Genomic DNA, 6,750 nt, shown 5'->3' on the forward strand with positions numbered 1-6,750 from the left:
TTGTACGTTAACAATGGCGGTGAACTCAGCAAAGGTTCTCTTCTATGCTAAGCGGAATGCGTGGCAAGTGAAAGCAAAAAACAGATATAATAAAGCCCCTCAACCAGATAGGTTGAGGGGCCTATTTTTGAAATAGTATTTTATTGTACTGCTTTTAAAACATTGATGTTTCCATAGCCATAGCTTGAATTCACATTTGGGTAATAAGTGGCAGACTGTCTCATTTTATTAAGGACCTGGTCTCTTGTCCATGATGGATTTTTAGCCCATACCAAAGCTGCAATTCCGGCTGTTGCCGCGGTAGCTACTGATGAACCGCCTACATAATCGGCCTGTCCGTTATAATAACTTAAAACCGGAACTGTATTTCCCGAAGCTCTTTCCATCTGGAAGGTAAAGTCTATCTCACCTCCGGAATGGCAAACATCACATTTCTGATTGGAAGTTCCTTCTTTCACTCCGGTTATGGCTTGTGTTTCCGGCATCCATGCAGGAAAAATAACGCCTACAAAAGTGGTAAAGCTGGTAGAGGTACCTCCTGCACAGAAAATCAATTTTCCTTTGGAATAGGCATATTTTACACCATCTTCAATTTTTCCTACTGAAAAAATATGTCCCATAGACATAGAAATAATCTTTACACTGGCATTATTTGCCAGCTCTGTAAATGCCGTTTTCACTCCTGTCTGCTCACTTGAGGTATCCAATACTACATTTGTTGCAGCCCTGTAAGCAATTAAATTGGCATTATAGGCAACTCCTACAGGCAGTCCTGCATTATTTCTCGGTGCCGCCATTACGGAAGCCATTTTTGTTCCGTGCCCACACTGATCTGCAGAACCATCTGAATTATAGACCCCAAATTTACTGATTGTTCTCCCTGAGGAGGATCCGTTATTAAAGCTGTTTCCAAGAAACGCTTGCTCTGGTGAAACGCCTGTATCTACCAGGCCAATGGTAACGCCAGCTCCGGTACTGTAGCCCCATGCACCAGGAATATTATGTTTGGTAAAAGCCCAGGGAATTTTCGCACCCGGAGTGGTGGAAGTATAGTCATCAGCATTCAAAGTAGTAGATGAAAATCCACATCCTGAACCGCTGCCTGAGGATCTTGAAGCTAGATTGTATTTATTTTCATTTTCGAAATAGTGATAATCCCCCGGTTCAAGATACCGGATAGTCTTCATCTGTCGAAGCGCTTTAATGGTTTCTTCTTTTTCAATAACTACATCGATCTGGTTGAGGTACTTATCTGAGGTAAGAAAGAAAGTTCTTTCATCTTTTCCTTCATATTTTTTGATTATCGATAAAATCTCAGTTTCCATGGCCTGGTTATTTGAAGATTTGCTTCTATCAAAATCTTCTTTAGATTCTCCAAATCCAATGGATACCATTTTATTTCCCTGAAAGATGGCGCTCCATAAAAAATGATCAGATTGATTGGCCCAGTTGAAAGAACCTTTTGTTTTGATGGACTGGTTAATTCCCTCATTAATTTGTTTGGCAGTCAGGGGGTCTTTCTGACTCATTTCAATGTTTGAACTTTCATTCTGGAGATCTTCGGTATTACAAGAGCTTAAAGCAAAAAATATTGCTACTAAGAATACACTTTTTTTCATATGTTATAATTTTGGTTGGGACCAATATAACACTTTATTGTGAATTACCTATTTTTTAAAGGTGAATTCTATATTATCCGAATATTAATAACACTTTAAGGATAAAATTCACAATATTCAATGAAATCTATAATATTTTTTCAAAACAGACACTATTATCTATTCCAATGTACTGTCCATAGTTCGGAATGTGATAGAAGCCACTTTTTTCATAGACAGAAATAGCGTTCTTTAAGTCTATGGAAGTTTCTAAAACAGCTTTTTCAAATCCCGATTCTTTAGCCCAATTTTCCAATTCTCCTACTATGGCAGAAGCTAACCCTCTTTTTCTGAAAGCCGGATTGGTGTACATTCTCTTGATTTCTACAGTATTTTCCGAAAGTTCTTTAAATGCTCCGCATGCTGCCGGCAGTTCATCAATATAGGCAACAATACAGTTTTTCAGCTTATCAATTGTATTAAACTGTTCAAAAAAAGCATTATCGTCCCCATTATGCACCGCAAGATCTGCATCGAGAAGTTGTACTAAATTTTGAAAATCCGGATGGGTAGAATCAAGTCTTTTTATAGTCATATATATTTAATCAAAAATAGGATAAAACAAAAAAGCTCCCTTTCGGAAGCTTTCTTAGGGTATATTTTATTTTACGATAAATTTTCGTTCATTAATCAGGGCTGCAATAGCCAGCATATCCTGGCCTATTAATCTGTCTTCTTCAAGTTTGGTAACTTTAGAGCGGAGAACAGCAACATTCTCTTCAATAATCTTAGAACATTTGGAAGGCCTTCTGAATTCCAACCCCTGTGCTGCAAACATCAGCTCAACGGCTAAAATATTGACCAGATTTCCCAGGACCTGATTGAATTTTCTCCCTGAAATACTTCCCATAGAAACATGATCCTCCTGACCTAAACTTGTAGGAATAGAATCTGCAGATGCTGGGAAACACAGTGTTTTGTTCTCTGTAACTAACGCCGCAGAAGTATACTGAGGAATCATAAATCCTGAATTCAACCCTGAACTTTCTGTTAATAATCTTGGAAGTCCATATTTCCCTTCTAATAATAAGTAGCTTCTTCTGTCTGAGATATTTCCTAATTCTGCAGCCGCTAACGTTGCGTAATCTAAAGGTAAAGCCATCAGCTGTCCGTGGAAGTTACCTCCGGAAATAGATTCTTCAGCACTTAATACAATCGGATTATCGGTAACAGAGTTTAATTCTGTTTCAGCCATGCTTCTAAGATGTTCAAAAGCATTTCTGCTGGCCCCGTGAACCTGCGGCACACATCTCATGGAATACGGATCCTGTACTCTTTCACAATCTTCATGCGCCATCATGTTTTCTGATCCTTTTAAGAACTTAAGCATTCTTGCCGCCACTTTTTTACTTCCTTCAAAAGGTCTGATATCATGAAGTTCTTTTTTGAAAGGGCTGGCAGAACCTCTATATGCTTCAATACTCATAGCTGCCGTGACATCTGCAAGGTCCAATAAGTATTCAAATTTTTCCAATCCTTTGATGGCATGGGCCAGGATAAACTGAGTTCCGTTAATTAACCCAAGGCCCTCTTTTGGTCCTAAAGCTAAAGGCTCAAGGTTGTGTTTTTCCAAAACATCCATTGTATCGGAAACCTGGTCTCCTTCCCAAACCTGCCCTAAGCCAAGTAAAGGAAGAACCAGATGTGCTAAAGGCGCCAGATCTCCTGATGCACCTACAGAACCCTGCTCCGGTACAACCGGAATAATATCCTTTTCCAACATCAGGATCAGTCTCTCAATCACATCAAGAGAAACTCCGGAAAATCCTTTTGACAAAGCATGAACTTTGGCAATTATCATGATCTTTGAAAGTTCTTTATCAATGGGTTTTCCTACACCTACTGCATGGGAAATAATTAAGTTATACTGCAACTGGGCTGTTTCGTCAGCAGATATTTTAGTATCGCACAGTGGCCCGAAGCCTGTATTGATCCCATATACACATCTATCGGATTCTACTATTTGCTGTACGTTTTTCTGAGATTTTAATATTTGTTCTTTTGCCGCTTTATTCAGCTTCGCTTTACTGGGGCTTTTACAGATTTCCAGAACATCATGGAAAGTTAAAACATCTACTCCGTATATCATTTCTAAAAAATTTTCTTAAAATTACACATTTAACAATAATTAAAGAAACTAAATTTCAATGTTCTATCTTTTTCTCCAAATAAGTTAATTAATTTATTATTTTTACCGCCGAATAAAAAACAATAATACATGAGACTTACATCTTTACTGCTTGCTTTATGCCTTGCAGGTACTACTACTTTCGCCCAGAAAGTAAAATACTCTAAAGAGGATATCAAAAAAATGGAAACATACCTTTTTAATGAAGGTTTCAATACTCCATCTCCGAAAAAAACATCAACCATTATTTTGAAAGACGGAACCTCTTACAAAGGGTTTTGTAGCAAGATTGAAACAAAAAAAGGACAGATTTATGAGGTAGCCATCAAAGACAGTGCTACAAAAAAGAATGCTACCTTTCATGCTGAACAGATCAATGAAATGTACGTTTATCCAAGTAACGCAGAAAAAATTGCAAAAGTGGCCAAGTACATGGGGAATATCAGAAATTTCGGAACAAAGAAATTAACAAAGAATACCAATAATGACAGGATCTATTTTGTAAACCAAACGGTTTCATTAAAGAACAAAAAGGATGATAAAGAATTTCTGATGCAGGTTATCAACCCCGGTTTCGATGATATTATTTCTGTATATCATGATCCTAGAGCTAAAGAAACAACAGGTTTTTCTGTAATGGGTTCTCCACAGCTTGGTGGAGGGGTTATCAAATCTTATTATGTAAAGAAAGGAGACAAAATTATGTGGCTTCATAAAGATGATTTTGAAGACAACTATGATTTCCTTTTTGGTGACAATGCAGAATTCATGAAAAAATATCCTAAAAACTCTGTAGAGTGGGATTATTTCAGCTTTCTTATCAGTGCTTACACTGATATGAATAACGGATAAAAACATTCAATTTATAGAATTAATACCTGCGGAGCAATTCTACAGGTATTCTTTTTTTAAATATAGAAAGATTCCTTAATTTTGTTATATGAATCCTTCTTTAGAATTACAGCTCAAAACTTTACCTTCGGAACCCGGTGTTTATCGTTATTATGATAAAAATGAACAGCTATTGTATGTGGGTAAGGCCAAAAACTTAAAAAAGAGGGTTCTCTCCTACTTCAACAAAAACCTTTCAGGGTACAGGATCAAAATAATGGTTGGGAAAATCCAGCGCCTGGAAACTACTATTGTAAACAGTGAGTATGACGCTCTTTTATTGGAAAACAATCTGATCAAAGAACATCAGCCATTTTACAATGTGATGTTAAAAGATGATAAAACCTATCCCTGGATCTGTATTAAAAATGAAGATTTCCCCAGAATTTTTCTCACCAGAAATGTAATTAAAGATGGTTCTGAATACTATGGTCCCTATGCAAAAGTGCGTCCGGCAAAAATATTATTAGATACCATCAAGCATATCTATAAACTGAGAACCTGTAATCTGAATCTTTCTCCGAATAAAATAGCCGACGGAAAATACAAAGTCTGTCTTGAATATCATATCAAAAATTGTGAAGGGCCTTGTGAAGATCTTGAAAGTAAAGAGGATTATGATGAAAAGATAGATGCTATCCGTGGAATGATCAAAGGAGAATTCCGGAAGGCAAAAGATTATCTGATCAATCAGATGATGAAACTCGCCTCTAATTTGCAGTTTGAAGAAGCTCAGATTATCAAAGAAAGACTGGATATATTGGAAGATTACCAAGCTAAAAATACGGTTGTCAATCCTAATATTGACGATGTGGATGTTTTTGGAATGGTGAGTGATGAAACCGCCGCGTATGTCAATTTTTTTAAAATAAGAAACGGAAATATTATTCAGAGTTTCACTACAGAGATTAAAAAAATCTTAGAGGAAGCGGATGAAGATATTATGGAAGAGGCTTTAATTGAGATCAGGCAGAAATTCAGCTCCAACTCGAAAGAAGTATTGCTTCCTTTTCATTTGTCTGTAGAAATCCCTAATGTAAAACTTATTGTTCCTAAAGTAGGTGATAAAAAGAGAATTGTAGAGCTGTCCGAAAAAAACGCTAAAGAATACCGTCTTGAAAAATTAAAACAGGTTCAGATTGTAGATCCTGAAAGACATACCAACAGGATAATGGCTGAGATGCAAAAACTGCTCAGAATGCCTGTAGAGCCAAGACATATTGAAGGTTTTGACAACTCCAATATTCAGGGAACAAACCCGGTTTCTGCCTGTGTAGTTTTTAAAGACGGCAGGCCCAGCAAAGCAGACTACAGGATTTTTCATCCTAAAACCGTAGAAGGGCCTAATGACTTTGCTACGATGGAGGAGGTGATCTATCGCCGTTATAAAAGAATGGTAGATGAAGGAGAAGATCTGCCCCAATTAATTCTGATAGATGGCGGAAAGGGCCAGCTATCTTCTGCTGTAAAGAGCCTGAAATTATTGGGTCTTTATGGTAAGATAACTATTGTGGGGATTGCAAAAAGACTGGAAGAGATATTCTTTCCCGAAGATCCTATTCCGCTCTATCTTGACAAAAAATCTGAAACATTAAAAATTCTTCAAAGAGTTCGTGATGAAGCCCACCGTTTTGGAGTTAAACATCATAGAACAAGAAGAAAGAACTCTACTATAAAATCTGAACTGGAGGAGATTCCCGGAGTGGGAGAAAAAACAATTGAATTGTTATTATCAAAACTTAAATCTGTTAAAAGGATTAAAGAATCCAATCTGGAAACATTAGAAGAAATTCTGGGCAAGAGTAAAGCGAAGGTAGTTTGGGAATTTTTTAATTCAAATTAAAACGCTTTTACATCCGCATTTTACTGTCACACTTTTTTCCATCCTATATGCATTTGATTTTGATATTTTTAAAATACTATCAAAATTCCAATAATAAAAGGCCTTTTTAGATTTTCTAAAATGGCCTTTACTATGTTTATGTAGGAATTGGCATATAGATTAAGTTATTGTCCCATAAAAAGACAAAATATAATAAATCCCTAATGATCACTTAAAAACAATATATATAA

5 protein-coding genes are annotated in these 6,750 nt (G+C 36.6%); 2 read left to right on the plus strand and 3 right to left on the minus strand.

Translation table 11 applies throughout. The features are described from left to right. Positions 1-140: 140 nt before the first annotated feature. From LQV47_RS18240 to hutH, 3 genes are all read right to left on the minus strand, one after another. Positions 141-1,619 (minus strand): S8 family serine peptidase, encoded by a 1,479-nt coding sequence (locus tag LQV47_RS18240; RefSeq protein ID WP_230040042.1) that lies wholly within the window; start codon positions 1,617-1,619, stop codon positions 141-143. A 127-nt stretch (positions 1,620-1,746) separates the two neighbouring features. Continuing rightward, entirely contained in the window at positions 1,747-2,193 is a 447-nt protein-coding gene (locus LQV47_RS18245) for a GNAT family N-acetyltransferase (protein ID WP_230040044.1), read from the minus strand. A 66-nt stretch (positions 2,194-2,259) separates the two neighbouring features. Continuing rightward, positions 2,260-3,747 carry a histidine ammonia-lyase gene (hutH, locus tag LQV47_RS18250; protein ID WP_230040046.1) on the minus strand — a complete coding sequence of 496 codons (1,488 nt, stop codon included), beginning with the start codon at positions 3,745-3,747 and terminating at the stop codon, positions 2,260-2,262. Between the two features lie 129 nt (positions 3,748-3,876). On the opposite strand from hutH, the gene LQV47_RS18255 reads away from it, so the two are divergent. Together LQV47_RS18255 and uvrC are read left to right on the plus strand one after the other, a co-directional pair. Next, positions 3,877-4,638 (plus strand): hypothetical protein, encoded by a 762-nt coding sequence (locus LQV47_RS18255; protein ID WP_230040048.1) that lies wholly within the window; start codon positions 3,877-3,879, stop codon positions 4,636-4,638. An 88-nt stretch (positions 4,639-4,726) separates the two neighbouring features. Beyond that, complete coding sequence (gene uvrC, locus LQV47_RS18260) at positions 4,727-6,520, plus strand: excinuclease ABC subunit UvrC (RefSeq protein ID WP_230040050.1); 1,794 nt, start codon at positions 4,727-4,729, stop codon at positions 6,518-6,520. The last annotated feature ends 230 nt before the right edge of the window (positions 6,521-6,750 follow it).

This window comes from Chryseobacterium sp. Bi04 (assembly GCF_918698085.1).
Classification (GTDB): Bacteria; Bacteroidota; Bacteroidia; order Flavobacteriales; family Weeksellaceae; genus Chryseobacterium.